22 protein-coding genes are annotated in these 25,781 nt (G+C 73.2%); 14 read left to right on the top strand and 8 right to left on the bottom strand.

Annotated features, from left to right (window positions below):
- Nucleotides 1-250 precede the first annotated feature (250 nt).
- Genes AB0K17_RS27185 through AB0K17_RS27175 form a run of 3 tightly spaced genes read left to right on the top strand, consistent with a single transcriptional unit; the run spans nt 251 to nt 2,893 of the window.
- Nucleotides 251-1,078: a peptidase gene (locus AB0K17_RS27185; RefSeq protein WP_365984593.1), complete on the top strand. Its 828-nt coding sequence runs from the start codon at nt 251-253 to the stop codon at nt 1,076-1,078.
- Nucleotides 1,079-1,106: 28 nt separating this feature from the next.
- Complete coding sequence (locus tag AB0K17_RS27180; protein ID WP_365984592.1) at nt 1,107-1,946, top strand: hypothetical protein; 840 nt, start codon at nt 1,107-1,109, stop codon at nt 1,944-1,946.
- Nucleotides 1,943-2,893 carry a hypothetical protein gene (locus AB0K17_RS27175; RefSeq protein WP_365984590.1) on the top strand — a complete coding sequence of 317 codons (951 nt, stop codon included), beginning with the start codon at nt 1,943-1,945 and terminating at the stop codon, nt 2,891-2,893. Before AB0K17_RS27180 ends, AB0K17_RS27175 begins: the two co-directional genes overlap by 4 nt.
- A gap of 83 nt (nt 2,894-2,976) precedes the next feature.
- Here AB0K17_RS27175 and AB0K17_RS27170 read toward each other — a convergent pair whose 3' ends face one another.
- A complete protein-coding gene (locus AB0K17_RS27170) occupies nt 2,977-4,512 on the bottom strand; it encodes an oligopeptide:H+ symporter (protein WP_365965969.1) in 1,536 nt (511 codons plus the stop codon).
- 469 nt (nt 4,513-4,981) lie between these two features.
- Here AB0K17_RS27170 and AB0K17_RS27165 point away from each other — a divergent pair, with 469 nt between their 5' ends.
- Both AB0K17_RS27165 and AB0K17_RS27160 read left to right on the top strand, forming a co-directional pair.
- Entirely contained in the window at nt 4,982-5,662 is a 681-nt protein-coding gene (locus AB0K17_RS27165; protein ID WP_365965967.1) for a response regulator transcription factor, read from the top strand.
- Nucleotides 5,663-5,681: 19 nt separating this feature from the next.
- Nucleotides 5,682-6,926: an ATP-binding protein gene (locus tag AB0K17_RS27160; RefSeq protein ID WP_365984589.1), complete on the top strand. Its 1,245-nt coding sequence runs from the start codon at nt 5,682-5,684 to the stop codon at nt 6,924-6,926.
- A gap of 35 nt (nt 6,927-6,961) precedes the next feature.
- Here the strand turns inward: AB0K17_RS27160 and AB0K17_RS27155 are convergent, their stop codons facing one another.
- The gene (locus AB0K17_RS27155; protein WP_365984588.1) at nt 6,962-7,468 is read right to left on the bottom strand and encodes a GtrA family protein; all 507 of its coding nucleotides are present in this window, start codon (nt 7,466-7,468) and stop codon (nt 6,962-6,964) included.
- Nucleotides 7,469-7,606: 138 nt separating this feature from the next.
- Between AB0K17_RS27155 and AB0K17_RS27150 the strand changes: the two genes are divergently transcribed.
- The 3 genes from AB0K17_RS27150 to AB0K17_RS27140 are packed head-to-tail and all read left to right on the top strand — an operon-like array spanning nt 7,607 to nt 10,469.
- Nucleotides 7,607-8,746: a 5-(carboxyamino)imidazole ribonucleotide synthase gene (locus tag AB0K17_RS27150; RefSeq protein WP_365965964.1), complete on the top strand. Its 1,140-nt coding sequence runs from the start codon at nt 7,607-7,609 to the stop codon at nt 8,744-8,746.
- The gene (gene purE / locus AB0K17_RS27145) at nt 8,743-9,273 is read left to right on the top strand and encodes a 5-(carboxyamino)imidazole ribonucleotide mutase (protein WP_365965963.1); all 531 of its coding nucleotides are present in this window, start codon (nt 8,743-8,745) and stop codon (nt 9,271-9,273) included. Before AB0K17_RS27150 ends, purE begins: the two co-directional genes overlap by 4 nt.
- 5 nt (nt 9,274-9,278) lie before the next feature.
- Nucleotides 9,279-10,469: a dipeptidase gene (locus AB0K17_RS27140; RefSeq protein WP_365984587.1), complete on the top strand. Its 1,191-nt coding sequence runs from the start codon at nt 9,279-9,281 to the stop codon at nt 10,467-10,469.
- Here AB0K17_RS27140 and AB0K17_RS27135 read toward each other — a convergent pair.
- The 3 genes from AB0K17_RS27135 to AB0K17_RS27125 form a co-directional block, all read right to left on the bottom strand.
- On the bottom strand, nt 10,466-11,368 hold the full coding sequence (locus AB0K17_RS27135; protein WP_365965961.1) for a DNA-3-methyladenine glycosylase 2 family protein: 903 nt from the start codon (nt 11,366-11,368) through the stop codon (nt 10,466-10,468). The genes AB0K17_RS27140 and AB0K17_RS27135 overlap by 4 nt on opposite strands.
- A 43-nt stretch (nt 11,369-11,411) precedes the next feature.
- A complete protein-coding gene (locus AB0K17_RS27130; RefSeq protein WP_365966074.1) occupies nt 11,412-12,503 on the bottom strand; it encodes an NDP-sugar synthase in 1,092 nt (363 codons plus the stop codon).
- A 125-nt stretch (nt 12,504-12,628) separates the two neighbouring features.
- Entirely contained in the window at nt 12,629-14,206 is a 1,578-nt protein-coding gene (locus tag AB0K17_RS27125) for an N-acetylmuramoyl-L-alanine amidase (protein ID WP_365984586.1), read from the bottom strand.
- 128 nt (nt 14,207-14,334) lie between these two features.
- On the opposite strand from AB0K17_RS27125, the gene AB0K17_RS27120 reads away from it, so the two are divergent.
- From AB0K17_RS27120 to AB0K17_RS27105, 4 genes are all read left to right on the top strand, one after another.
- Nucleotides 14,335-15,087: a TIGR03089 family protein gene (locus AB0K17_RS27120; RefSeq protein WP_365984585.1), complete on the top strand. Its 753-nt coding sequence runs from the start codon at nt 14,335-14,337 to the stop codon at nt 15,085-15,087.
- A gap of 102 nt (nt 15,088-15,189) precedes the next feature.
- A complete protein-coding gene (locus AB0K17_RS27115) occupies nt 15,190-16,464 on the top strand; it encodes an LCP family protein (protein WP_365965958.1) in 1,275 nt (424 codons plus the stop codon).
- Between the two features lie 276 nt (nt 16,465-16,740).
- A complete protein-coding gene (locus AB0K17_RS27110) occupies nt 16,741-18,486 on the top strand; it encodes an LCP family protein (RefSeq protein ID WP_365965956.1) in 1,746 nt (581 codons plus the stop codon).
- Between the two features lie 100 nt (nt 18,487-18,586).
- Nucleotides 18,587-20,353: an LCP family protein gene (locus AB0K17_RS27105; RefSeq protein WP_365984584.1), complete on the top strand. Its 1,767-nt coding sequence runs from the start codon at nt 18,587-18,589 to the stop codon at nt 20,351-20,353.
- Between the two features lie 36 nt (nt 20,354-20,389).
- On the opposite strand, the gene AB0K17_RS27100 is transcribed toward AB0K17_RS27105, so the two are convergent.
- Nucleotides 20,390-21,400: a glycosyltransferase family 2 protein gene (locus AB0K17_RS27100; protein WP_344437833.1), complete on the bottom strand. Its 1,011-nt coding sequence runs from the start codon at nt 21,398-21,400 to the stop codon at nt 20,390-20,392.
- 194 nt (nt 21,401-21,594) lie between these two features.
- Here AB0K17_RS27100 and AB0K17_RS27095 point away from each other — a divergent pair, with 194 nt between their 5' ends.
- Nucleotides 21,595-23,091 (top strand): LCP family protein, encoded by a 1,497-nt coding sequence (locus AB0K17_RS27095; protein ID WP_365984583.1) that lies wholly within the window; start codon nt 21,595-21,597, stop codon nt 23,089-23,091.
- A gap of 12 nt (nt 23,092-23,103) precedes the next feature.
- Here AB0K17_RS27095 and AB0K17_RS27090 read toward each other — a convergent pair whose 3' ends face one another.
- Nucleotides 23,104-23,652: an acyl-CoA thioesterase gene (locus AB0K17_RS27090; protein WP_365965953.1), complete on the bottom strand. Its 549-nt coding sequence runs from the start codon at nt 23,650-23,652 to the stop codon at nt 23,104-23,106.
- 121 nt (nt 23,653-23,773) lie between these two features.
- Here AB0K17_RS27090 and AB0K17_RS27085 point away from each other — a divergent pair, with 121 nt between their 5' ends.
- Nucleotides 23,774-24,976 carry an LCP family protein gene (locus AB0K17_RS27085; protein ID WP_365984582.1) on the top strand — a complete coding sequence of 401 codons (1,203 nt, stop codon included), beginning with the start codon at nt 23,774-23,776 and terminating at the stop codon, nt 24,974-24,976.
- A gap of 3 nt (nt 24,977-24,979) precedes the next feature.
- Here the strand turns inward: AB0K17_RS27085 and AB0K17_RS27080 are convergent, their stop codons facing one another.
- Entirely contained in the window at nt 24,980-25,774 is a 795-nt protein-coding gene (locus AB0K17_RS27080) for a VOC family protein (RefSeq protein ID WP_365984581.1), read from the bottom strand.
- Between the last annotated feature and the right edge of the window lie 7 nt (nt 25,775-25,781).

The following is a 25,781-nucleotide window of genomic DNA, read 5'->3' as shown; positions in this document are numbered from 1 at the left end:
GCTGCACTGGTACAACTACCACCGACCCCACACCGGCATCGGCGGCCACACACCCGCCAGCCGCGGAACCAACCTCGCCGAACAACACACCTAGGCGCCCCGCGCCCCTGACGGGGCAATGTGGTGCCGGTTTCGCGTTGTGCGTCTTCCCTCTCCACGGTCACGGGCGTACCTTCGGCCTCCGATCTGATGTGCCGTCAGCTCCGCCGGGTCGCCCCGGCTGCCGGCACCGACGAGAGGGGAACCCCAGGTGTCCCACGCATTACGTCATCCCGTGCGCCGCGCGGGCGCGCTCGCGCTCGCGGCGGCACTGGCCGGCGGTACGGCCCTGCTGACCGCCCCCGCCGCCCACGCCGACACGGTCGACGTCAACTACCAGTGCAAGACCCCCATCGGGGACCGCAGCGCGGTGTCCCCCATCGACATCAAGGCGGTCCCGAGCGGGGACGCCTACAAGGTCACGATGACCTTCCAGAAGGGCGTCTCCTCCAGCCCCGTCGAGCTGGGCAAGGGCGCCATGAAGCCGAGCGCCGTGATCAAGCTGGGCGGCGCGGACAGCGGCACCCTGGACGTCTCCGGACCGCCCAACGACCAGCCGATCCCGCCCAACACCCCCATCAAGATCAGTGACCTGTCGGGGACGTACACGCCGAAGAAGAGCGGTCAGGTCACCTTCACGGCCGGCACGCTCACGATCCTGGCCCTGGGCACCACGACCACCTGCACCCCCACCAACAACCCGAAGCCCTCCCTGAGCCTGGACGTCAAGGCCCCGGGCGGCAGCACCGGCGGCTCGACCGGCGGCTCCACGGGCGGGTCGACCGGCGGCTCCACCGGTGGATCGACGGGTGGGTCGACCGGCGGCTCCACCGGCGGGTCCACGGGCGGCGGCAGCACCGGCGGCTCCACCGGCGGCTCCACCGGCGGGACGACCGGCGGGTCCACCGGCGGCGGCCAGCTCCCGCAGACCGGGCCCGACGACTCCGCGCTCGCCCTGGGCACCCTCGGCGGCACCGTCCTGCTCACCGGCATCGCCGGCACCCTCTGGCTCACCCGCCGGCGCCGCCCCGCCGGCTGACGCCCCCGCCCGGCCCAGGGAGCCGCCCATGCCGTACCGCACCGCCGCCGCCCTGCTGCTGCCCGTCGTGCTGCCCGTCCTGCTCGTGCCCGCCGCGGCCCGCGCCGACGCCGGGCCCCCGTGGACGGCCGCGCCCGCGGCGGGGGACCGGCCGGCGGCGGCGCAGGGCCGAGGCGCCTTCTACCTGGAGGGCGCCGCGGGCGCCGTCCTCGCCGACCGGCTCTCCGTCGTCAATCCCGGCGACCGGCCCCGCACCATCGAGCTGCACGCCACCGGCGGGTGGATCGCCCTGGCCACGGCCCGGGTGGGGGTCCCGCCCCGCACCCGCGCCGAGGTCCCGCTCACGGTGACGGTGCCCGCCGGCACCCCGCCCGGCGACCACGCCGGCACGGTGGTCGCCGGCGGCGAGGGCCGCGTGGTCCGGGTGCCGGTGACCGTACGGGTGCGGGGGCCGGCCCTCTCGGCGCTGTCGGTCGAGCACGTCCGGGTCGGCGGTACGGGCCGGGGCGCGGTGATCGCGTACGAGGTGGTCAACCGCGGCAGCACCGTCCTCGCCCCGACGGTGACCCTCCGGGCCGAGGGCCTGTTCGGCGAGGTGCTGCGGCGGCCGGCCGCCCGGGTGCCCGCGTCCCTGGCGCCGGGCGCGAGGGCGCGGCTGTCGCAGGAGTGGCCCGGCGCGCCCCGGCTGGACCGGTTGCGGGTGAGCGTCACGGCGACGGCCGCCGACGGCGCGTACGCCGCCGCCTCGGCCGCGTACGTGCCCCTGCCGTGGCTGTGGCCCTCCCTGGCGGCCGCGGGCGCGGTGGCGGTCGCCGCGGCCGTCCTGGGGGCCGTGCGCCGGGCCGGCCGGCGACGGGCGCGTCCATGAGCGGCCCCGGCGTACGGATGCGGGGGCCGGCGCTCGCGCTGCTGCTCGCGCTCGTGCTCACCCTCGCGCATCCGGCGGCCGGGCGGGCCGCCGACGGCCCCCGGGCGGCCCTGGACCGCGCCGCGGCGCCCAAGGGCGCCTCCGTCGCGGTCACCGGCGCCGGCTGGCCGCCGAGCGCCCTGCTCACGCTCCTGCTGTGCGGGCAGAACATGACCGGCGGCACCAACGCCTGCGCCAACGCCGACGGCCGGGCCGTGACCACGGCCTCCGACGGCACCTTCCGCGCCGGCCTGCCGGTGGTGGCCCCGCCCGTGCCCTGCCCGTGCGTCGTCCACGTGGCGACCGTCACCGCCCCCGCGGCCGCCGCCGACGCGCCGCTGGCCGTCACCGGCCACCCGGTGGCGCCGCTGCCGCAGGGGAGCGGGCAGGAGCGGCTGAGCGTGCTGGAGGCCCGCCTGGAGGGCTCCGGCGGGCTGCTGACGTGGTTCGGCGCCCCGCCGAAGCGCCGCCTCGTGGTCACCGTCGCCGATCTCGGTGCGGCGCCGGTGAAGGACCCGCGCTTCCGCCTCGGCACGGCCCGGGGCGTCCTCGCCCCGACCTGGGAGGAGCGGCCCTGGCGCGGCACGCTGGCCCCGGGCGTCCGGCAGCGGATCGCCCTGGACGTGGAGCTGGCGGCGGGCGCGTACGGGCCGTACGCGGTCTCGCTGGAGTACGGCGGCCGGCTCCTGGTCGAGCAGCCCTGGGACGTGCCCCGGCCCTGGGGCGTGACGCTGTTCTGGGTGCTGCTGGGCACCGTCGTGCCGCTGGCGCTCTTCCGCGCCGGCATGGCGCTCGTCGACCGCCTGCGCCCCCGGCGTCCCGCCGCGCCCGCGCGGGCGCCCGACGAGGTGCCCGCGCTGCCCTGGTTCGCCCCCGGCTCGGGGCCGCCGGCCGCGGGGCCGGGGTGAGGGGGACGAGGGGCCCGGACGACGCGAAGGCCCCCGGCGCTCGCGCGCCGGGGGCCTTCGTCGTGTGCGGGGTGAGGGGAACGTCAGCGGACGTCGCCCATGAGGCCCTCGACCTTCTTGCGGGACGTCCACACCGCCGCGCTCGCGAGCACCGCGATGACCGCCTCGCCGAGGATCACGCCGACGCCGTTGAGGTCGACGCCCGCGGCGGAGAGCAGACCCGTGACGCAGTCACCGGCGGTGACGGCGAGGAACCAGACGCCGAGCATCTGGCTGGCGTACTTCTGCGGCGCCATCTTCGTGGTCAGCGACAGTCCCACGGGGGAGAGGCACAGCTCGCCCATCGTCTGGACCATGTAGATGCCGAGCAGCCACGCCGGGCTGACCTTCGCGCCGTCCGACGCCAGGCCCATGGCCGAGGCGAAGACGACGAAGGAGACGCCGATGGCGAGCATGGCCAGCGAGAACTTGACCGTGGTGGTCGGCTCCTTCTTGCGGCGCGCCAGGGCCAGCCACAGCGAGGCGAAGACCGGGGCCAGGGCCATGACCCACAGCGGGTTGACCGACTGGAACCACGAGGACGGGAAGTTCAGGCCGAAGACGTTGTCGGTGGTCTTCTTCTCGGCGAAGGTCGACATCGTCGAACCCGCCTGGTCGAAGATCATCCAGAACACGGCGGCGGCGACGAAGAACCAGATGTAGCCGCTGACCTTGGACTGCTCGGTGTCCGACAGCTCCTTGTCCCGCTTGATGCGGAACAGCACGGCGGTCGGGATGATCAGACCCAGGATGGTGATCGGGATGACCGCCCAGTTCAGGGTGAAGTGGCCGGTGCCGCCCACGATGCCGTAGAAGACCACCGCGACGCCCAGCCAGATCGCCGCCTTGCGCAGCACGACGTTGCGCTCGTCCTTGGACAGCGGCGACGGGACCGTGCTGCTGATCGGCGACAGGTTGCGGCTGCCGAAGAGGAAGAACGCCAGGCCGATGCCCATGCCGATCGCGGCGAGGGCGAAGCCCAGGTGCCAGTTGACCTCCTGGCCGACCGTGCCGATGACCAGCGGGGCGGCGAAGGCGCCGGTGTTGACGCCCATGTAGAAGATCGTGAAGCCGCCGTCACGGCGCGGGTCCTGCGGACCGTCGTACAGGTGGCCCACCATCGTGGAGATGTTGGACTTCAGCAGGCCGGAGCCGATCGCGACCAGCGCGAGGCCGGCGAAGAAGGCCGCCTGCCCGGGCAGGGCCAGGCACAGGTGACCCGTCATGATGACGCCGCCCGCGATGGCGACGGTCTTGCGGGGGCCCCAGACGCGGTCGCCGAACCAGCCGCCGGGCATGGCGAGCAGGTACACCATGGCGACGTAGACGGAGTAGATGGCCACTGCGTTGGCCTCGGACATGCCCAGGCCGCCGCCCTGGCTGCCCGACTTCGCGTCGGGACCGCCGGCGATCAGGTAGATGACGAGGAGGGCGCGCATGCCGTAATAGCTGAAGCGCTCCCACATCTCCGTCATGAAGAGGGGGGCCAGGCCGCGAGGGTGGCCGAAGAAGGTCGCGCCGCCGCGCGCAGGAGAGGTCTTCTCCTGCTGGGCTGCGTCCTTCGTCAGGCTGGACGCCATGGTCATTCCTAGGGTGCTCGGGACGCGCGGTGGTCCGGAGGACGCGCGCCCGGGTGGGGGTTGGCCGGCACCGGCTACTGACACCGTCCACCCCCCACTCCCCTGGGGCGCGGCTCCTCGGTCGGAGAAGCCGCAGGACAGCCGTACATCGGGATCCACGCCCTCGCGCACCTTCGCACGGGGACCCGGCCGACAGGTCAATCACTGTCCGTCCGGGCCGGCGGACCGGCCCCGCGTACTCCAGGGGCCTCCGGCGCGTGGATACGTTCCGAATGCCCTCCGCAGTACTAGACGTCCCGTCACCATACGGCACACCCCGCCGGGGTACGGAAGTCGTTGAGACGCGTATCACAGGCGAATCCGGAACCGTCAGCGCGCAATCGAAGGTGATAGCACTTTCGGTGAAGTGTTGCCCTAGGTAGCCCTCGGTACACCTCTGGCGTGCGCCCGAGCGGACTACCATCACTGCATGACCCGAGTACTGCTCGCCGAGGATGATGCGTCCATCTCGGAGCCGCTCGCACGCGCTCTGCGCCGCGAAGGGTACGAGGTGGAGGTGCGCGAAGACGGCCCCACGGCACTGGACGCCGGCCTGCAGGGAGGGGTGGACCTGCTCGTCCTCGACCTCGGGCTGCCCGGCATGGACGGTCTCGAGGTCTGCCGCAGACTGCGCACGGAGGGCCACACCTTCCCCGTCCTGGTGCTCACCGCCCGCGCCGACGAGGTGGACACGGTGGTCGGCCTCGACGCCGGCGCCGACGACTACGTCACCAAGCCCTTCCGCCTGGCCGAGCTGCTGGCCCGCGTGCGGGCCCTGCTGCGCCGCGGCACCGTCGACAACCAGCAGCAGCCGCCCGCCACCCATGGGGTGCGCATCGACGTGGAGTCCCACCGCGCCTGGATGGGCGAGGAGGAACTGCAGCTGACGGCCAAGGAATTCGACCTGCTGCGGGTGCTGGTGCGCGACGCCGGCCGCGTCGTCACCCGCGACCAGCTCATGCGCGAGGTGTGGGACACCACCTGGTGGTCCTCCACCAAGACCCTCGACATGCACATCTCCTGGCTGCGCAAGAAGCTCGGGGACGACGCCGCCAACCCCCGCTACATCGCCACGGTGCGCGGCGTCGGCTTCCGTTTCGAGAAGAGCTGACAGGGGACCGGTCCAGCCAGTGCGCCGCCGTCTGATCAACTCGACGCTCGCCGTGGTGCTCGTCGTGATCGCCGTCTTCGGCATCTCGCTCGTCATCGTCGAGACCCGCACCATCGAGAACAGTGCCCAGGAGAGCGTGCAGTCCGAGGCGGTGCGCCTGGTCAGCATCGTCGACAGCCGGCTGCTCGGCGGCGAACGCGTGGAATCGGGGGTGCTGCAGGAGCAGATCACCCCCGAGCGCTACGCCCGCATCGACATCCCCGGGCGGCAGGCCATCGAGATCGGCGACCGCCCCGAGGGCGGGATCATCACCGCCACGCAGAAGGGCGAGCAGGGCGAGACGGTCCGCGTCGAGGAGTCGCGGGCCACCGTCAGCCGGGAGATCGGCCGCACCCTGCTGGTCATCCTCGCCGTCGCCCTGCTCGCCGTCGTCGCCGCCGTGTTCCTCGCCGTACGCCAGGCCAACCGGCTCACCGCCCCCCTGACCGACCTCGCCGAGACCGCCGAGCGGCTGGGCTCCGGCGACCCGCGCCCGCGCCACCGCCGCTACGGGGTGCCCGAGCTGGACCGGGTGGCCGACGTGCTCGACGCCAGCGCCGAGCGCATCGCCCGCATGCTCACCGCCGAGCGGCGCCTGGCCGCCGACGCCTCGCACCAGCTGCGTACCCCGCTGACCGCGCTGTCCATGCGGCTGGAGGAGATCACGCTCACCGACGACCCGGAGACGGTCAAGGAGGAGGCGACGATCGCGCTGACCCAGGTGGAGCGGCTCACCGACGTCGTCCAGCGGCTGCTGACCAACTCCCGCGACCCGAAGACCGGTTCGGCGGTGGCCTTCGACCTCGACGAGGTCATCAAGCAGCAGATCGAGGAGTGGCGCCCGGCCGCCCGGGCCGCCGGGCGTGCGCTGGTGCGCTCCGGCAAGCAGGGCCTGCGGGCCGTCGGCACGCCCGGCGCGGTCTCCCAGGTGCTGGCGACGCTGATCGAGAACTCCCTGATGCACGGCGACGGCACGGTCGCCCTGCGCACCCGCGTGACGGGCAACCAGGCCGTGGTGGAGGTCCTCGACGAGGGCCCGGGCGTGCCGCCCGACCTGGGCGCGCGGGTCTTCGAGCGGACGGTCAGCGGGCGCAACTCCACCGGCCTGGGGCTGGCGGTCGCCCGCGACCTGGCGGAGGCGGACGGCGGGCGCCTGGAGCTGCTGCAGCAGCAGCCGCCGGTGTTCGCCCTGTTCCTCAGCCGCGAGGCCGAGCTGCACGGCTGAGCACCGGCACGGCTGAGCACCGGCACGGGCGGGGGCTACTTGCCCGCGCGCACCCGCGGCGGGGCCGAGACGAGGAAGGACTCCGCGGTCTGCACGGCCTCGCGCGCGGGCAGGGCGCGGAAGACCCAGGTGCGGTACGACCAGAAGCGGAAGACGGTGCCGATGCCGAGGCCGATCACGTTCTTGGAGACGTTGTCGGCGAGCGGGGAGGTCAGGCCCATCCCGTAGTGCGTCAGGGCCAGTATCCCGTTCTCGATCACCAGGCCGACGCCGCTGAAGAGCAGGAAGAGGCCCATCTCCCGGCTGCGCCGGTTCTTGTCGGTGTCCCGGTAGGTCCAGTAGCGGTTGCCGACGTAGTTCGTGGCGATGGCCACGGCTGTCGCGATCACGCCCGAGCGCACGACGGCGAGGCCGAAGCCGTGCACACAGATGTTGAAGACGACGAAGTTGACCACGAATCCGATGGCGCCGACGGCGCCGAACTTCGCGATTTCGCGGGCCAGCCGCTCCAGCCGGGAACGCACTGTGCGCCGTTGAGTCATGCCGTTCATGCTAACCAGCGGCTCCCCCGGGCGTCCCCGCGAGCCGGGTGAACGCGGAGCGACGCCCAAGTCACCTGTCTTGGAGGATCCTCCAGGGGTCGTCCCGGAGTGGTTCGTGCGTACGGATACCCTGGGGGCGTGACGTTCCCGGTAGTCGGCATGGTCGGCGGCGGCCAGCTCGCCCGTATGACCCACGAGGCGGGCATCCCCCTCGGCATCAGGTTCAAGCTGCTCAGCGACACCCCCCAGGACTCCGCGGCCCAAGTGGTCGGCGACGTCGTCGTCGGCGACTATCGCGACCTGGAGACCCTTCGTGTGTTCGCACAAGGCTGCGATGTGATCACCTTCGATCACGAGCACGTCCCCACCGAGCACCTCAGGGCACTGGAGGCGGACGGCATCCCCGTCCGCCCCGGCCCCGACGCGCTTCAGCACGCCCAGGACAAGGGCGTGATGCGGGCGAAGCTCACCGAGATCGGGGTGCCCTGCCCACGGCACCGGATCGTCTCCGATCCGGCCGATGTCGAGCGGTTCGCGGCGGAGGGCGACGGCTTCCCCGTCGTCCTGAAGACCGTGCGCGGCGGCTACGACGGCAAGGGCGTGTGGGTCGTGCGCAACGCCGAGCAGGCCGCGGAGCCGTTCCGCGCGGGCGTGCCCGTCCTCGCCGAGGAGAAGGTCGACTTCGTCCGCGAGCTCGCCGCCAACGTCGTCCGCTCCCCGCACGGCCAGGCCGTCTCCTACCCCGTCGTGGAGTCGATCCAGGTCGACGGCGTGTGCGACACGGTGATCGCCCCCGCGCCCGGCCTGTCCGACGAGCTGTCCGCGCACGCCCAGCAGCTCGCCCTGAAGGTGGCCTCCGAGCTCGGCGTCGTCGGCCACCTGGCCGTGGAGCTCTTCGAGACCCGCGACGGCCGCGTCCTGGTCAACGAGCTGGCGATGCGCCCGCACAACTCCGGCCACTGGACCCAGGACGGCGCGATCACCTCGCAGTTCGCCAACCACGTCCGGGCCGTGCTCGACCTGCCGCTGGGCGACCCGCGCCCGCGCGCGCCGTGGACGGTCATGGCCAACGTGCTCGGCGGCGACTACCCCGACATGTACTCCGCGTACCTGCACTGCATGGCGCGCGACCCCGGGCTGAAGATCCACATGTACGGCAAGGACGTGAAGCCCGGCCGCAAGGTCGGACACGTCAACACCTACGGCGACGACCTGGCCGACGTGCTCGAGCGCGCCCGCCACGCCGCCGGCTACCTGCGAGGAACGATCACCGAATGACAGCCAGCTCCCCTCTCGTCGGCATCGTCATGGGCTCGGACTCCGACTGGCCCGTCATGGAAGCCGCCGCCCAGGCCCTGACCGAGTTCGAGATCCCCCACGAGGTGGACGTCGTCTCCGCCCACCGCATGCCGCGCGAGATGGTGGAGTACGGGGAGAAGGCCGCCGACCGCGGCCTGAAGGCGATCATCGCCGGCGCCGGCGGCGCCGCCCACCTGCCGGGCATGCTCGCCTCCGTCACCCCGCTGCCCGTCATCGGCGTGCCCGTGCCGCTGAAGTACCTCGACGGCATGGACTCGCTGCTGTCCATCGTCCAGATGCCCGCCGGCGTGCCCGTCGCCACCGTCTCCGTCGCCGGCGCCCGCAACGCCGGCCTGCTCGCGGTGCGCATGCTCGCCGCCCACGACGATGCGCTGCAAACGCGCATGCGCGCCTTCCAGCAGGAGCTCAACGCACAGGCCACCGAGAAGGGCCGGCGACTGCGCGCCAAGGTCGAGGGCGCCGCCGGCTTCGGCTTCGGGAACTGAGCGCCGTGACCGACCTGCTCGCCCGCGCCCGCGACCTGCTCGCCGCCCACCCCGTCGTGGACGGCCACAACGACCTGCCCTGGGCCCTGCGCGAGCAGGTCCGCTACGACCTCGACCGGCGCGACATCGCCGCCGACCAGAGCGCCCACCTGCACACCGACCTGCCCCGGCTGCGCGCCGGCGGGGTCGGGGCGCAGTTCTGGTCGGTGTACGTGCGCACCGGCATGTCCGGCGACGACGCGGTCAGCGCCACGCTGGAGCAGATCGACGTCGTACGCCGGCTCGTCGACCGCCACCCGGACCAGCTGCGCGCGGCGCTCGGCGCCGACGACATGGAGGCCGCCCGGGCCGAGGGGCGCATCGCCTGCCTGATGGGCGCCGAGGGCGGGCACAGCATCAACTGCTCCCTCGCCACGCTGCGCGCCCTGCACCGCCTCGGCGTGCGCTACCTGACGCTCACCCACAACGACAACGTCCCCTGGGCGGACTCCGCGACCGACGAACCGGCCGCCGGCGGGCTCACCCGCTTCGGCGAGGAGGTCGTCCGCGAGATGAACCGCCTCGGCATGCTCGTCGACCTCTCGCACGTCGCCGCGAGCACCATGCGCGACGCGCTGCGGGTCAGCGAGGCGCCGGTGATCTTCTCGCACTCCTCGGCCCGCGCCGTGTGCGACCACCCGCGCAACATCCCCGACGACGTGCTGGCGGCGCTCCCCGCCAACGGCGGCGTGGCGATGGCGACGTTCGTCCCGAAGTTCGTCCTGCCCGCGGCGGTCGCCTGGACGAAGGCGGCGGACGAGAACATGCGGGCCCACGGCCTGCACCACCTCGACACCACCCCCGCGGCCATGGCCGTGCACCGCGCCTTCGAGGAGACCAACCCGCGCCCCCTGGCCACCGTGGAGACGGTCGCCGACCACCTCGACCACATGCGCGAGGTCGCCGGCATCGACCACATCGGCCTCGGCGGCGACTACGACGGCACGGCCTTCACCCCCGAGGGCCTGGCCGACGTCTCGGGCTACCCCAACCTCGTCGCGGAGCTGCTGCGCCGCGGCTGGTCCGAGGCCGACCTGGCCAAGCTCACCTGGCACAACGCCGTCCGGGTGCTGCGCGACGCCGAGGCGGTCGCCCGCGAGGTCTCCGCACGCCGGGGCTCGTCGATCGCCACGATCGACGAGCTGGACACGGACTAGATGGCCCGGAAGTCCCGGCCCGAGAAGCGTGGCTCGCGCCGGGGCAGCCGGACGCCGCTCAGCAGGATCAGCCGGCACGCCCGGTGCCGTTGCCCCGCGTACGGCTCCAGCAGCTGAAGCATCGCCGCATCGTCCGCCCCCCGGAACCCCGTGAGGGCGTAGCCCACGATCCGCGGCAGGTGCAGGTCGCCGGTGGTCACCGCGTCGGGGGAGCCGTTGGTGCGCTGCAGCGTCTCGGCGGCCGTCCACGGGCCGATGCCGGGCACGGCCTGCAACCGGGCGGCGGCCTGCGCGTCCGGCATCGCGGCCGCCTCCTCCAGACGGGCGGCCGCCCGGGCCGCGCGCACGATCGTCGCCGAGCGCTTGTCGTCGACCCCGGCCTTGTGCCACTCCCAGGACGGCACGAGCGCCCATCCCCGCGGATCGGGCATGACCCGCATCCGGGGCGAGGGCCCCGGCGCGGGCTCCCCGAAGCGCTGCAGCAGCAGCCGCCAGGCGCGGTACGCCTCGTCGCTGGTGACCTTCTGCTCCAGGATCGAGGGGATCAGCGACTCCAGCACCAGCCCGGTGCGGGCCAGCCGCAGCCCGGGATGACGCCGGTGCGCCTCGTGCAGGAGCCGGTGCCGGGGGACGAAGGCGGAGGGGTCGTCGTCCGCGCCGAGCAGCGCGGGCAGGCGGTCGAGCAGCCAGTCGCCCCCGGGCCCCCACGCCTCGGCCTCCACGGCCCCGCCGCGGGCGGTCACGCACAGGGTGCCGGGCCCCTCGGGCGTCCGGCTGGCCCGCCACAGCGTCCCGTCGGGACACACCCGGAACGCCGGATCGCCGGGCCCCCGCCCGAGCACGCCGAGCGTCACCCCGAGGTCCAGTGCCCCGTCGGGGACCCACGTACGCCTTGCCATCGTGGCCAGGGTACGCGCGTGGCCGTGGCTACCGGTCCGGCACCTACTGGTCCGACGAGAAGCGGATCGCGCCGTCGGGGATGGTCGCCCCGCACCACACGCGGGCGCCGGCGCCGAGCTCGTTGTCGGCGCCGACAACGGCGCCGTCGCCGACGACCGCGCCGTCGAGCACCGTGCGCGCCCCGATTCGTGCGCCCGCGCCGATGAGGGAGTCGCGGACGCCGGCACCCGCCTCGACGATCGCGCCGTCGAGCACGGTGCTGCCGTCGATGCGCGCGCCGGGCTCGATGCGGGCCCCGGCGCCGACGACCGTACCGCCCATGATCTTGGCGTCGGGGGCCACCTCGGCCCCCGGGAGGACCAGCCGGTCGCCGCAGCGCCCGGGCACCGCCGGGGAGGGGGCGCGGCCCAGGACCAGGTCCGCCGAGCCCCGGACGAACGCCTGCGGCGTGCCGAGGTCCAGCCAGTACGTGGAGTCGACCATGCCCTGCAGGTGGGCGCCGGCGGCCAGCAGCCCGGGGAAGGTCTCGCGCTCCACGGAGACCGGCCGGTCGGCCGGGATGGTGTCGATCACGGAGCGGTTGAAGACGTAGGCGCCCGCGTTGATCTGGTCGGTGACGATCTCCTCGGGCGTCTGCGGCTTCTCCAGGAAGGCGGTGACGCGCCCGGTGGCGTCGGTGGGCACCAGTCCGAAGGCCCGCGGGTCGGCCACGCGCGTCAGGTGCAGGGAGACGTCGGCGCCGGTGGTGCGGTGGGTGTCGACCAGGGCCTCGATGTCCAGGCCGGTGAGGATGTCGCCGTTGAAGATCAGCACCGGGTCGTCCGGCCCCGAGTGCAGGCGCGAGGCGACGTTGCGGATGGCGCCGCCGGTGCCCAGCGGCTCCTCCTCGGTGACGTACTCCAGGTGCAGCCCCAGGGCGGAGCCGTCGCCGAAGTACGGCTCGAAGACCTCGGCCAGGTAGGAGGTGGCCATCACGATGTGCTCGACGCCCGCGGCCCGGGCGCGGGCCAGCTGGTGGGTGAGGAAGGGCACGCCGGCCGCCGGGATCATGGGCTTGGGCGTGTGCACCGTGAGCGGGCGCAGTCGCGTTCCCTTGCCGCCGACCAGGAGGATCGCTTCTGGCGAAGAAGACAGCTTCGTCACGTAATCGTCTCTGCTTCCTGCTGGGGCCGGCCCGTGATCGGCGGCCAGTGTACGCAGAACGTGTGCTTCCGCCCGCGTCCGGTCACCGCTCGCGGGCCGGGCGGGGCGCGTTCCGGTCAGCGGCCCTGCAGCCGGGCCGCCTGCGCGCGCACCTGGGGCAGCCGGGCGTAGAGCCGGTCGCCGGGGCATTCGGTGGTGAAGCCGTCGCGGTGCCCGGAGATCGCCTTGAGCCGTGCGGTGGTGCCCTTCTTGAACCGGTTGCCGCCGGCGGAGACCAGGGATGCGGTGCCGAGGGGGTTGACGTCGTAGAGGCCGAGCTTCCAAGCGGTCAGGGTCGCCACGGCGTCGAGTGCGGCGGCGGTCGGGCTGCTCCTCCCAAAGGTGCCGAGCACGGCGATTCCCATGCTGTTGGTGTTGAAACCGAGAGTATGGGCACCTCTGACGGGTTTCGCCACACCGCCTGCCCGGCCCTCGTAGACGGTGCCGCACTTGTCCACGAGGAAGTTGTAGCCCACGTCCCGCCAGCCGCTGCTCACCACGTGGTAGCGGTAGATACCGCGGACGACGGAGGCGGACTGCGCGCAGCTGTAGCCGTTGCCGGAGGCGGTGTGGTGGACGAACGCGGCCCGCACTTTCTTGTCGTACGGGAAGCCGCGCTCGCGCAGCGACTCGTCGGCGCCCCAGCCGGCCCGGGTGACGATGCGGGGGCGCGGGCCGACGTAGCGGCCGGAGGGCTCGGTGACGTCGGCGGTGCCGTCGCCGTCGTCGAGGCCGGTCGGCGGGGACAGCTCGTCGTCGCCCTCGGGGTCGGGGGCGCCGTGCCCGTCGGAGATCGGCTTGTCCTGCGCGACGCCGGCCGGCTCCACCTTGGTGGCGGCGATGTCGCGGGCCGAGTCGGGCCGGCCGAGCGCGGGGATCTCCGTGGCGCCGAGGGGGGCCAGCGGGAGGTTGGCCGCGGAGGCGGCGTTCTCCTGCTCCGTGGGCGGCGCCGGGGTGATGCGCGCGCCCCGCGCCCGGCCGGTGGCCCGGCGCGGGTCGCGGCCGGGGTCGACGAGCTCGACGCGCAGCCCGGAGGGCAGCGGCCGGACCTGTGCCTGGGGTCGGCCCGAGGCCTGGGTGCCCTGCGCGACGGGTTTCGTCTCGGGCTGCACCCTGACCTGTACGGCGTCGGAGGCGCCCACCCACAGCGGCGCGGTGGCGCCACGCAGGCTGCCGCGCCGGGCCTCGGGGGAGTCGAGGTCGGGGCGGTCGTCGTCGTGCGTCTGCACGTCCTGCCACTCGGACCAGGTGCTGCTGCCCAGTGCCCGGGTGCGCACCTGGGCCCGGCCGTGCAGCTCGGTGCGGGGGTCGTCCCAGACGATGCCGACCAGGGAGAAGGGTTCCACCGCGCGGGCCGGCAGCCCCTGCGGGCCGCGCGGCCGGCCCCGTCCGGGCGCCCCGGTGGGGGCGCCCAGCGGCCGCAGGCGCAGCGAGTGGGTGCTGCCCGGCACGGCGGTGGGCGAGCCCGGCAGCGCCCGGGTGCCGTGGCGCGGCACGTCGGTGTGCGCCACGTGGAGGCGGGGGACGGGCGGGACGGCGGGGACGCCGGGTCGGGTGCGCGTCGCCGGGGCCGGCGTGGCCGGGGTGGCGAGGAAGGGCAGGGCCAGGACCGCGGCGCACGCGGCGGCGGCCGGGGAGACGAGATTTCCGCGCATACCAGAAATCGTTGACATATCCGTACTTGTCTGTCCATTCCTCGCCTGACGGCGAGTCGGGCGGCCGGGGCCGGCCCGCGGCCGGTCCGACCACCCGTCAGACGGGCCCGCCGCGTACCCTGGCGCCGATGAACGCCACCGACCGCACCCCCGCCGACCTGCTGCGTTCCGCGCTCGCCGCGGATCCCGCGCGCCCCCTGGTGACCTTCTACGACGACGCCACCGGCGAACGCGTCGAACTGTCCGTGGCCACCTTCGCCAATTGGGTGGCGAAGACCGCCAATCTCCTCCAGGACGACCTGAACGCCGCACCCGGCGACCGCCTCGCCCTGCTCCTTCCGGCGCACTGGCAGACCGCCGTCTGGCTGATCGCCGCCTCCTCCGTCGGGGTCACCGTCGACGTCGGCGGCGACCCGGCCGCGGCGGACCTCGTCGTCAGCGGCCCCGACGACCTGGAACGGGCGCGGGCCTGCTCCGGGGAGCGCGTGGCGCTGGCCCTGCGCCCCCTGGGCGGCCGCTTCCCCCAGCCGCCGGCCGGCTTCGCCGACTACGCCGTCGAGGTCCCCTCCCAGGGCGACCGGTTCGCCCCGTACGCCCCCGTGGACCCCACCGCCCCGGCGCTCGCCGTGGGCGGGCTGGAGCTGACGGGGGAGCAGCTGGTCGCCCGGGCCCGCGCCGACGCCGCCCGGGACGGCCTGGGGCCCGGCTCGCGCCTCCTGTCCGCCCAGGGCTACGACGGCTGGGAGGGCCTGTCGGCCGGCCTGTACGCCCCGCTCGCCGCGGGCGGCTCCGTCGTGCTGTGCCGCCACCTCGACCGGCTCTCCCCCGAGGCGCTGGACAAGCGCTGTGCGGACGAGCGCGTCACCGTGACGGCCCTCTGACGCTGCCGGAGCGCCGCACCCGCGCGATGATCGACGGTACGTGCGGCTCTCCACGGGCCGCACGGACCGCAGCCCGACGCGCAGGAGGGACGCACGCCAGCCGTGACGCCCGGCCCCGGTACGCCCGGCCGGCCGAACCGCCCCGGGGTCCGGGGGCCGCTCGGCCGGCCGGGCCTGCCCCGGCGCCGCCGCCGGCACCGCTGGCTGCGCGGCCTCGCAGCGCTCCTCGCGGTGCTGCTGCTCGGGTTCACGGCGCTCGGCTGGTTCCTCTACCAGCGCCTCAACGGCAACATCCGCACCGACAGCGCGACCGAGGAGGAGCTGCGCCGCTGGGAGAAGGAGCGGCCCAGCGCCCTGGTCGCCGGCGCCCAGAACATCCTGATCATCGGCTCGGACACCCGCAGCGGCACCGGCAACGGCCAGTACGGCGGCGCCGACGACAGCCAGCGCTCGGACACCACGATCCTTCTGCACCTGGCCGCCGACCGGAAGAGCGCGACCGCCGTCAGCCTGCCGCGCGACCTGATGGCGACCATCCCCAGCTGTCGCAAGCCCGACGGTACGTACACCAATGAGCGCTTCGCCCAGTTCAACTGGGCGTACGAGCTCGCGGGCACCGCCTGCACCATCCGCACCGTCGAGAGCATCACCCGGATCCGGATCGACCATCACGTCGTCCTGGACTTCAACGGCTTCAAGCGCATGGTCGACGCGGTCGACGGCGTCGAGGTCTGCCTGAACCGGCCCATGGAGGACCGCGAGGCCCGCCTCTCGCTGCCCGCCGGGCGCCAGGTCCTCAACGGCGAACAGGCCCTGGGCTACGTCCGGGCCCGCTACGGCGTCGGTGACGGCAGCGACACCGAACGCATGGGGCGGCAGCAGAAGTTCCTCGGGGCCCTGGTGCAGGAGGTGCAGAGCGAGGGCGTCCTGCTCAACCCCGCCCGGCTCTACCCCGTGCTGGACGCCGCCACCAAGTCGGTGACCACCGACCCCGGCCTCGGCTCGCTGAAGCGGCTGTACAACCTCGTGCGCACCGTGCGCGGCATCCCCGCCGACCGTGTGCAGTTCCTGACGGTGCCGCGCCGGCCGTACCCGTACAACAGCGCGCGCGACGAGCTCGTGCAGCCGGACGCCGACCAGCTCTTCGAACAGCTGCGCAGGGACCGCCGGGTGACGCTGAGCGCCCACGTCCGCCCCGCCGACGACAGGCCGGGTGCCGTCCGCCCCGGCCGCGAACCGGAACCCGAGGGCACCGACGGCGCCGAACCGCAGCCGCCGCCCCCGTCCGCCTACGCGACCACCACCGCGCCCTCCCCGCTGCCGACCGCCCCGCCCACGTACGAGGGCACCACCGCGGCACGGGGCAGCTGCGGCTGACAACCGATCACCTACGCGGTAAAAACGGGCGAACGGCCCGGCCGGCGCCCTGCCCCCGTGCTCGCCCGGGCAACCGTCCACGCGAAGGGATTGGGCAGATTGCCCAGTTGTAGGGGAGTGCAATTTGTCACGGGCGTCGCTTGACGCTGAACTGGGCGGATAGTGTGAGCGATCCCGGTGCGCACTGCCGGCCGACCGCGCACTGCACCAACGACACTCTCGTGCGCCTCATGGGGGGTAGGCGCCGCGTGGCACCGACGGAGGACTCAAGCGACCGTGGACGCGCAAGGCCGTGGGCGAGCGGGCGGCATCGATCCCGCCGACCAGTGGGTGTTCGACCCCGACACCGGCAGCTACGAGCTGCGTATCGATGAACCCGCAAGCCCCGACAGGGCCGCTTCCGGACCCACCACCCCGGCACCCAGCCGCCGCACCGCCCCCGCCAGAGCCACTGCCGCGCCCCGCAAGCAGCCGGGCACCCGCACCGTGCCGGGGCAGCGCGGCACGGGCGGCGGCCGCCGCGCCGCGGCCAAGGCCGCGACCGGGCGCCGGCGGCCGAAGCCGAAACAGGCCGCCAGGAAGAAGAAGGTCCTGATGTGGACCGGCGGCACCCTGGGCTTCGTGCTGGTCGCCGGCTCGGTGGGCGGGTACCTGCTCTACCAGCACTTCAACAACAACATCGACAAGGTCGACGTCGGCATCAACAACGACGCCGTCATCGACGGCCCGGTCAACATCCTGGTGATCGGCACGGACAAGCGCTCCGGCAAGGGCAACACCGGCTACGGCGACGACGGCAGCGTCGGCCACGCCGACACCACCCTGCTCTTCCATGTCTCCGAGGACCGGACGAACGCGACGGCGCTGTCCATCCCGCGCGACATGATCACCGACATTCCGGACTGCCCGACCAAGTCGGGCGGCAAGTCCCGGACGATCCCCGGCTCCAAGGGGGTGCGCTTCAACGAGAGCCTCGGCCAGGAGGACCGCGACCCGGGCTGCACCTGGCGCACGGTCGAGCAGCTCACCGGCCTGAAGGTCACCCACTTCATGATGGCCGACTTCAACGCGGTCAAGCAGCTCTCCGCGGCCGTGGGCGGCGTCGACGTCTGCCTCGCCAAGGACATCAACGACCCCAAGTCGCACCTGAAGCTCTCCAAGGGCCACCACAGCATCCAGGGCGAGGACGCGCTCGCGTTCGTCCGCACCCGGCACAGCGTCGGCTTCGAGAGCGACCTGGACCGCATCAAGCTCCAGCAGCAGTTCCTGAGCTCGATGATCCGGAAGATGAAGTCGGGCGACACCCTCTCCAACCCCAAGAAGCTCTACGACCTCAGCGACGCCGCGACCAACTCGCTCACCGTCGACACCGGCATAGGCTCGATCAGCAAGCTGATGAGCCTGGCCAAGGAGCTCAGCCGGGTCAACCTGAAGAACATCACCTTCGCCACCGTGCCCGTCGTCGACAACCCCGCCGAGGGCAAGGTCCACAAGACGGTGGTGCTGGACAAGCCGAAGGCCGAGCCGCTGTTCGCCATGGTCCGCCAGGACGTCTCGCTGACCGAGGTCAAGGAGAAGGAGCGCAAGCAGAAGGAGGAGGCCGACGCCAAGCAGGCCGCCCTCCTGCAGGGCCCCAAGGCCGCGCCCGCCCAGGTGCGGGTCAAGGTCCTCAACGGCAGCGGCAAGGTCGGCGCCGCCCAGGAGACCGTCGCCTGGATGCAGAACACCAAGGGCATGGGCCACACCAGCAACGGTGGCAACGCCGCGGGCGGCAAGAAGGACAAGACCGTCCTGGAATTCGCCCCCAACCAGGCCGACCAGGCCCGCCGCCTGGCCGAGGACATGGGCCTGCCCGCCGACGCCCTCAAGCAGACCGCGACCGACGCCGCGCCCACCGCGGAGATGACCCTCACCCTCGGCGCCGACTTCCACGGTGCGGGCACTCCCGTCACCGCGCCGCAAAAGGCCCCGGAGGGGATTCAGAAGGTCGAGGCGGACGATGAGAACATCTGTGCAAAGTGAACCCTGACGAGGTTCTTTCGCATCTCATTACGTAGCAGGACTCGAGCGGGACACACGTCTGCCCATCGGGCCGGTACGCACCATCCAAGGGGAGGGCCCGATGCGGCAGAGCAGTGGTGCGCGGAATGAGGCGGCCGGCAAGGCCGCCGCGACCGCGCCGAAGCAGCGTTCCGCGGAGCAGGAGACCGCCGACGGCGAGGCCGGCGCCCGGGACGGCGCCGAGGAGGCCGGATCCGGCGCGATATCCGGCCCCGCCGCACCCCCGGCGGGCGATCGTCCTCGCGGCGGCCGGCCCCGCCGCCGCATCGGCCGGATCCTGCGCTGGACCGCCCTCGGCCTCGCCGTCCTGATCCTCGGCGTGGCCGCGGCGGGCTGGTTCTACTACCAGCACCTCAACGACAACATCAAGAAGAACAAGCTCAACCTCGGCGACAAGCAGCTCGACCGCAGCGCCGCCAACGCCGACGGCCAGCGCCCGCTGAACATCCTCCTCCTGGGCTCCGACAGCCGCGGCAGCAAGGAGAACCAGGACCTCGGCGGCGCCCGCGACGACGCCGACCGCCCGCCGCTGGCCGACGTGCAGATGCTCGTCCACGTCTCGGCCGACCGCAGCAACATGTCGGTCATATCCGTCCCGCGCGACACCCGCGTGACGATCCCCAAGTGCACCGACCCCGACACCGGCAAGGTCTACAAGGAGACCAACCGCCAGATCATCAACACCAGCCTGGTCAACGGCGGCCCCGGCTGCACGGTCGCCACCTGGGAGGAGCTCACCGGCATCCCCGTCGACCACTTCATGATGATCGACTTCTCGGGCGTGGTGAACATGGCCGACGCCGTCGGCGGCGTCCCCGTCTGCGTCGACGCCAACGTCCGCGACGAGAAGTCCGGGCTGCAGCTGCCCAAGGGCAGCCACACCATCAAGGGCAAGCAGGCCCTGCAGTGGCTGCGCACCCGGCACGGCTTCGAGGACGGCAGCGACATCGGCCGCACCCACGCGCAGCACATGTACATGAACGCGATGGTCCGCCAGCTCAAGTCCGGCACCAAGCTCTCCGACCCCGGCCAGCTCACCGACCTCGCCGAGGCCGCCACCAAGGCCCTGACCGTCGACAAGGACCTCGGCTCGGTCAAGGCCCTCTACAGCCTCGCCGACGACATCAAGCGCGTGCCCTCCAACCGGATCACCATGACCACCATGCCGTGGGCCACCGACCCGCAGGACCCGGACGCGCACGTCATCCCCAAGCCCGGCGACGCCGACAAGCTCTTCTCGCTCGTCCGCAACGACATCGCCCTCGACGGCAAGGACAAGAAGAAGGACGACAAGGCCGGCGTGCCCACCGTGCCCGCCACCCGCAAGGCCGACATCGCCGTCACCGTCTTCAACGGCACGGGCACCGCCGTCGAGCCGCCCGCCACCGGCCGCGGCTCCGACATCGCCGCCCTCCTGGTCAAGCAGGGCTTCACCAAGGCGATCGCCGACTCCACCCCGCGCGCCCAGGCCGACACCACGATCACCTACCCCCGGGCCACCCAGCGCGCCGACGCGCTCGCCGTGGCCAAGGCCCTCGGCCTGCCGGAGAGCGCGGTGCGCCACTCGCCCGAGGTCCGGCAGATCACGCTCGTGGTCGGCGGGGACTGGCGTACGGGCACGACGTACCCCAAGGCCGCGGCGGACGACGACGCCGCCACCACGCCCGAGCCGGGCGCCTCGGCCTCGGCCTCCGCGTCCGCGTCCGCTTCCGCCAAGCCCGGGGAGGGCCGGAAGGACGGCGACAACAAGGCTCCCGAGAGCTCGGACCCGCTCAACGGCGCCGACACCTCGGCCTGCATGAAGGTCAACCCGGCCAATCGCTACTGATCGCTACTGACCGGGTCGGCCTTCCCTGCGACTACGTCACTTCACTGCCGGGCGGCGGCTGGCGATGACCTTCTTCGCCAGCGAGCGGGGGCTGGTGAGGAAGCCGTAGCCCCACGACATGTGCATCGTGGCCAGCGCCAGCGGGATCCGCACCCGGGCACCGGCCGGCAGGCCCTTGCCCGCCGGCACGGAGCCGGCGGCGATGGCCGCCAGGTAGCCGGCGGGCACGACGAAGCCCCACGGGGTGACGGTCGCGCCCACCACCGCACCGGCCGCGATCGCGCAGACCGCGGCCGGCGCGGCCAGGTAGCGCAGGTTGATCGAGCCCTGGTGGTAGCGGGCCACCACGTGCCGCCAGCGGCCGTAGTTGCGGTACTGCTTGGCCAGCTCCTTGACGTTGGGGCGGGGACGGTAGGAGACCTTGAGCTCCGGCGAGAACCAGATCAGCCCGCCGGCCTCACGGATGCGGAAGTTCAGCTCCCAGTCCTGGGCGCGGATGAACTCCTCGTTGTAGCCGCCCTGCTGCTCCAGCACCTCGCGCCGGAAGACGCCCAGGTAGACGGTCTCGGCCGGGCCGGCCGCGCCGCCGGTGTGGAAGGCGGCGTTGCCCACGCCGATGCGCGAGGTCATCGCCGCGGCGACGGCCCGCTCCCAGTCGTTCTCGCCCTCGGCGTGCATGATGCCGCCCACGTTCTGGGCGCCGGTCTCCTCCAGCAGCCGCACGGCCGTGGCGATGTAGTCCGGGGAGAGCATGCCGTGCCCGTCGACCCGTACCACGATCGGGTGACGCGAGGCCTTGATCGCCGCGTTCAGCGCCGCCGGGGTGCGACCCGAGGGATTCGGCACGGTGTGGACCCGGGGATCCTCCCGGACCAGCTCCGCGGCGATCTCGTCGGTGCGGTCCGTGGACGGACCGAGGGCGATGACCACCTCCAGCTCACCGGCATACTCCTGCTCCAGGATGTGCCGCACGGAGGTGCGCAGATGCCGTTCTTCATTGAGCACCGGCATGATCACGGAAACGGCTGGCAGCTGCTGATCGGGCATGGTTCCTCGGGAGTACGGGGGCCGGGGACCCGGCCACGTTACCGCCAATGGGCGAAGCGGCTCCGCCCCGGCCGGGTGGTGGGCCCGCCCCGGACGGCGTGGGGCCGCGGACAGTTCATCGTATGGGCCTACCGTGCTGCTGCAGTGCGCGAGCTTCCCCCGCCGTGCTCCCCGACCGTCGCGGAGGTTACGCAGTGACCGCACCCGACCGCTCCTTGCGCACCTGTCCGCCCCGCCGCCGCCCGATCCGCCACCGCCGGCCCGCCGGTCGCCGCCCGCGCTGGGGCATGCGGCTGGCCACCGGGGCCGCCGTGGCCGTGCTGGGCACGGGGGGCATCGGGCACGCCGTGGTCACCGGCTTCGCCGGCGGCATCGGCCGGGTGGACCCCTTCGGCGGGCTCTCGAACCGGCCCCAGGTCAGCCGCGGCACCAATGTCCTGCTCGTCGGCACCGACGGCCGCGACAGGATCACCGAGGAGGAGCGGCAGCGCTACCACCTGGGCGGGGTGCCCTGCCACTGCACCGACACGATGATGCTGGTGCACCTGTCGGCCGACCGCGAGCGGGCCACCGTCGTCGGACTGCCCCGCGACACCTACATCGAGATCCCCGAGCGCACCGACGAGACCGGCCGCATCCGCCCGGCCCACGGGCAGAAACTCAACGCCGCCTACGCCGAGGGCGGCCCCGGCCTGACCGTGCTCTCCGTCGAGCGCCTCACGGGTGTGCACGTCGACCACTACCTGGAGGTCGACTTCACCAGCTTCATGAAGACCGTCGACGCCGTCGGCGGCGTCCAGGTCTGCAGCGCCCGGCCGCTGCACGACACCTACACCGGCCTGGACCTGCCGGCCGGCACCAGCACCCTCGACGGCGGGCAGGCCCTGCAGTACGTGCGCTCCCGGCACCTGGACGGTGCCGCCGACCTCGGCCGCATGCAGCGCCAGCAGCGCTTCCTCGCCTCGCTCATGCACCGGGCCACCGACGGCGGCATCCTGCTGAACCCGGTGAAGTTCCGGCAGGTCGCCTCCACCGTCAGCGGTTCGGTCCGCGCCGACCGGGGCCTGGGCACCGCCGACCTCGTCGACCTGGGCCGGGCCATGCGCGGCCTGACACCGGCCTCCGCCGAGTTCACCTCCGTACCGGTGGCGGTCGCCGACTTCCCCGTCCCCGGCATCGGCTCCACCGTGCGCTGGGACGAGGCCGCCGCCGGCAAGCTCTTCCAGGCCCTGCGCGAGGACCGGCCCGCGGGCGCCATCCCGCGCGCGCCGCACCGGGTGCAGGACGCCAAGCCCCAGGGGCAGCCGCCGGCCCGCGTCGACGTGCCGCCGGAGCGCATCCGGGTGCAGGTCCTCAACGGCACCGGCCGCACGGGCCTGGCCAAGAGCGCCGACGACGCGCTGCGGGCCACCGGCTTCCTCACCACCGGGCGGCCCGCCGACGCGGCGCCCCCGGCCACGGCGCGCACCCTGATCACCTACGACCCGCGCTGGGACCGCTCGGCCCGCTCGCTGGCCGCCGCCCTGCCGGGCGCCGAACTGCGGCCGATGCCCGGCCAGGGGCCCGTGCTGCAGGTGGTCCTCGGCACCGACTTCACGCGGGTGCACCCCGTGCATGCCGAGCAGCCCGCGGAGCAGCCCGGCGGGCTGTCGGTGGTCACCGGCGACCAGGCGGTCTGCCCGGAGGGGTGAGCGGGGAGCCGCTCAGTCCTCGATGCCCTCGGCGGCCCGGTTCTGGCGGAGCTCCATGATCGCGCGGCGCCGGGCGAGCCGGTGGGTGCGGCGGATCTGGGCCTCCTGGTAGCGGCGGCGGTCCCGTTCGGTCTCGGGGAGCACCTGGGGCACGGCGCGCGGCTTGCCGTCGCCGTCGACCGCGGCGAAGACCAGGTAGGCGCTGCCGACCTGGACGGGCGGCGCGGCCTCGTTCCAGCGCTCGGCGAGCACGCGCACGCCGATCTCCATGGAGCTGCGTCCGGTCCAGTTCACCTGGGCCTTCACATGGACGAGGTCGCCGACGCGTACCGGTTCGAGGAAGGCCATCTCGTCCATCGAGGCGGTGACGGCGGGGCCGCCGGAGTGCCGGCCGGCGACCGCACCGGCGACGTCGTCCACCAGTTTCATGATCACGCCACCGTGGACGGTGCCCAGCAGGTTGGTGTCGTTGTTGGTCATGATGTGGGACAGCGTCGTGCGGGACGCCGAGGTCGGCTTGCCCGGTATGTCGGACTCCGGGTTCCGGTCCTGAATGGTCATGTCCACCACTGTATGCGGGCCCGGGCCCACCCGCGGCGTTTGCATCAGCTCTGCAACAGCACTGCCCCGGTTCCGTCCGCACCCTGGGAGACCGGGCGCCACGGAAGGCACACTCGGGAGCATGAGTGATTGGCCCGATGGGCGGACGCACACACGCCGTGCGGGCCCGCCCGCTCAGTACCAGCCGCCCCGTGGCTACGACGCCCCGCACGGGCCCGGCCCCCAGGGCGGCCCCCCGCAGGCCGACGGCTACTCGGCCGGACAGGTCTACGGGCGCGGCGGCGCGGGCCCGGCCGGCCCGGGAGCCCCCGGGCAGCGCGGGAGGACCACCGCCCCCGACTGGCGCAAGCGGCTGAAGATCGGGGCGATCGCGCTGGTCACCGGCCTGGTGGTGGTCTCCGTGGGCACCTACTTCTGGGCCGACGGCAAGCTGCGCCGCGAGGTCGACCTCTCCTCGGTGCCCGACCGGCCGCCGGCGGGCGAGGGCACGAACTACCTGATCGTCGGATCCGACAGCCGCGAGGGCCTGTCGGACGAGGACAAGAAGGAACTGCACACCGGGTCGGCCGACGGCAAGCGCACCGACTCGATGATGATCCTGCACACCGGCTCCAACGGCACCACGATGCTGAGCCTGCCGCGCGACTCGTACGTGACGATCCCGGCCTTCAAGGGCAAGCAGTCCGGCAAGCGCTTCCCGGCCTCGACCCACAAGCTCAACCAGGCCTACTCCGACGGCGGGCCCGAGCTGCTGGCGCAGACCATCGAGTACAACACCGGCCTGCGCATCGACCACTACGCGGAGATCGGCTTCGGCGGCTTCCGCAACCTCGTCGACGCGCTCGGCGGCGTGCAGATGTGCCTGGACAAGCCGCTGAAGGACCGCGACTCGGGCGCGGACTTCAAGGCCGGCTGCCAGGAGCTCAACGGTGCGCAGTCCCTGGCCTTCGTCCGCCAGCGGCACCAGGAGGCCGACCAGGACCTGGGCCGGATGCGCAACCAGCAGAAGTTCCTGAACACCCTCGCCAAGCAGGCCGCCTCCCCGTCGACGCTCCTCAACCCCTTCCGGCTCTACCCGGTGATCGGGTCGGGCCTGGAGACGCTCATCGTCGACAAGGACATGGAGCTGTGGGACCTGACGTCGATGTTCTGGGCGATGAAGGGTGTCACCGGCGGTGACGGCAAGCAGATGACCGTGCCCATCTCCAACCCCAACCTGCCCACCCGCAGCGACGGCGTGGCCGTCAAGTGGGACACGGCCAAGGCCAAGCAGCTCTTCGACCAGCTGAAGAAGGACCAGAAGGTCACCGTCGGCGACCAGTGACCCTCAGGCGGTGGGCGGCTGCGGACCCGTCGCGTCGATCACCGCGAAGACGGCGCCCTGCGGGTCCCGCAGGACGGCCATCCGCCCGGCCGCCATGTCGAACGGCGGCTTGAGCACCGAGCCGCCGGCCCGCACCAGGGCGTCGGTGGTGCTGTCGGTGTCGTCGACCGAGAAGTACGTCAGCCAGTGCGAGGGCGAGCCGGGCGGGGAGTTCTGCAGCCCCTGCATCCCGCCGACCACCCGGCCGGCGGCCTGCAGCGAGAAGTAGCCCTCCACCTCCTCCATCGGGGCGGCGGAAAGGCCCAGGTTCTGCTGGTAGAAGCGGGCGGCCGTGTCCGGGTCGGCGGTGTTGAGCTCGTTCCACACCACCGCGCCCGGCTCGTTGACGACCTGCGAGCCGATGAACTCCTTGGCCTGCCACAGCCCGAAGACGGCGCCCGTGGAGTCGGCCACCACGGCCATCCGGCCCAGGTCGAGCACGTCCATGCAGTCGTAGAGCACCGTGCCGCCGCCGGAGGAGATCGTGCGCGTTGCGGCCTCGGCGTCCTCGACGGCCAGGTAGGTGGTCCACGAGGGCGGCGGCTTCGAGCCGCCCTCGGCCGTCATCGCGGTCATGATCCCGGCGACCGGTCTGCCGCGCAGCGTGCACACGGCGTACCCGCCGGTCTCCGGCGGTCCGGGCTCGCCCTGCCAGCCGAAGAGATCCCCGTACAGGTCGAGGGCCTCGCGCTGGTCGGGGACCACGAGGTCCACCCAGCAGGGCGTGCCGGGCACGTAGGGTCCGCGTACGTCGGGCATGGGGCGA

It is taken from the genome of Streptomyces sp. NPDC049585 (genome assembly GCF_040675615.1).
GTDB classification, from domain to species: domain Bacteria; phylum Actinomycetota; class Actinomycetes; order Streptomycetales; family Streptomycetaceae; genus Streptomyces; species Streptomyces luteosporeus.
The sequence above is the reverse complement of the archived record's forward strand: the minus strand, read 5'-3'. Positions and strand labels throughout refer to the sequence as shown.

Coding starts and splice junctions, on each gene's coding strand:
- AB0K17_RS27155 (WP_365984588.1), bottom strand. CDS start 7,468: ATGACTCAACGGCGCACAGTGCGTTCCCGGCTGGAGCGGCTGGCCCGC.
- AB0K17_RS27180 (WP_365984592.1), top strand. CDS start 1,107: ATGCCGTACCGCACCGCCGCCGCCCTGCTGCTGCCCGTCGTGCTGCCC.
- AB0K17_RS27090 (WP_365965953.1), bottom strand. CDS start 23,652: ATGACCATTCAGGACCGGAACCCGGAGTCCGACATACCGGGCAAGCCG.
- AB0K17_RS27165 (WP_365965967.1), top strand. CDS start 4,982: ATGACCCGAGTACTGCTCGCCGAGGATGATGCGTCCATCTCGGAGCCG.
- AB0K17_RS27105 (WP_365984584.1), top strand. CDS start 18,587: ATGCGGCAGAGCAGTGGTGCGCGGAATGAGGCGGCCGGCAAGGCCGCC.
- AB0K17_RS27135 (WP_365965961.1), bottom strand. CDS start 11,368: ATGGCAAGGCGTACGTGGGTCCCCGACGGGGCACTGGACCTCGGGGTG.
- purE (WP_365965963.1), top strand. CDS start 8,743: ATGACAGCCAGCTCCCCTCTCGTCGGCATCGTCATGGGCTCGGACTCC.
- AB0K17_RS27085 (WP_365984582.1), top strand. CDS start 23,774: ATGAGTGATTGGCCCGATGGGCGGACGCACACACGCCGTGCGGGCCCG.
- AB0K17_RS27170 (WP_365965969.1), bottom strand. CDS start 4,512: ATGGCGTCCAGCCTGACGAAGGACGCAGCCCAGCAGGAGAAGACCTCT.
- AB0K17_RS27175 (WP_365984590.1), top strand. CDS start 1,943: ATGAGCGGCCCCGGCGTACGGATGCGGGGGCCGGCGCTCGCGCTGCTG.
- AB0K17_RS27125 (WP_365984586.1), bottom strand. CDS start 14,206: ATGCGCGGAAATCTCGTCTCCCCGGCCGCCGCCGCGTGCGCCGCGGTC.
- AB0K17_RS27100 (WP_344437833.1), bottom strand. CDS start 21,400: ATGCCCGATCAGCAGCTGCCAGCCGTTTCCGTGATCATGCCGGTGCTC.
- AB0K17_RS27120 (WP_365984585.1), top strand. CDS start 14,335: ATGAACGCCACCGACCGCACCCCCGCCGACCTGCTGCGTTCCGCGCTC.
- AB0K17_RS27080 (WP_365984581.1), bottom strand. CDS start 25,774: ATGCCCGACGTACGCGGACCCTACGTGCCCGGCACGCCCTGCTGGGTG.